The following is a 1,069-nucleotide window of genomic DNA, read 5'->3' as shown; positions in this document are numbered from 1 at the left end:
GTTGACCACGGCAAGACGACGCTGACGGCGGCGCTGACGAAGATCGGTGCGGAGCGGTTTGGCGGCGAATTCAAGGCGTACGACCAGATCGACGCGGCGCCGGAAGAGAAGGCGCGCGGCATCACGATCTCGACGGCGCACGTGGAATACGAATCGCCGAAGCGCCACTACGCCCATGTGGATTGCCCGGGCCATGCCGACTACGTGAAGAACATGATCACGGGTGCAGCGCAGATGGACGGCGCGATCCTGGTGTGCTCGGCGGCGGACGGCCCGATGCCGCAGACGCGCGAGCACATCCTGCTGGCGCGCCAGGTCGGCGTGCCGTACATCGTGGTGTACATGAACAAGGCGGACATGGTCGACGACGCGGAGCTGCTGGAGCTCGTCGAGATGGAAGTGCGCGAGCTGCTGAGCAAGTACCAGTTCCCGGGCGACGACACGCCGATCATCAAGGGCTCGGCGCTGAAGGCGCTGGAGGGCGACCAGTCGGAGATCGGCGTGCCGTCGATCATCAAGCTGGTGGACGCGCTGGACACGTGGATTCCGGAGCCGCAGCGTGACATCGACAAGCCGTTCCTGATGCCGGTGGAGGACGTGTTCTCGATCTCGGGTCGCGGCACGGTGGTGACCGGTCGTATCGAGCGCGGCATCGTCAAGGTTGGCGACGAAATCGAGATCGTGGGCATCCGCCCGACGGTGAAGACGACGGTGACCGGCGTGGAGATGTTCCGCAAGCTGCTGGACCAGGGCCAGGCGGGCGACAACGCGGGTCTGCTGCTGCGCGGCACGAAGCGTGACGACGTGGAGCGCGGCCAGGTGCTGGCCAAGCCGGGCAGCATCACGCCGCACACGAAGTTCGAGGCGGAGGTCTATGTCCTCTCCAAGGAAGAAGGCGGTCGTCATACGCCGTTCTTCAAGGGCTACCGTCCGCAGTTCTACTTCCGCACGACGGACGTGACGGGTGCGTGCGAGCTGCCGGAAGGCGTCGAGATGGTGATGCCGGGCGACAACGTGAAGATGGTGGTGACGCTGATTGCGCCGATCGCGATGGACGAAGGTCTGCGTT

At 65.2% G+C, this 1,069-nt stretch carries 1 protein-coding gene; it reads left to right on the top strand.

Annotation, left to right across the window (positions count from 1 at the left end; translation table 11 throughout):
* The coding region (gene tuf, locus ABD002_RS19530) for an elongation factor Tu (RefSeq protein WP_343794286.1) at nt 1-1,069 on the top strand (1,069 nt) is incomplete at both ends.

It is taken from the genome of Dokdonella soli (genome assembly GCF_039523175.1).
Lineage (GTDB): Bacteria > Pseudomonadota > Gammaproteobacteria > Xanthomonadales > Rhodanobacteraceae > Dokdonella_A > Dokdonella_A soli.
The sequence above is the reverse complement of the archived record's forward strand: the minus strand, read 5'-3'. Positions and strand labels throughout refer to the sequence as shown.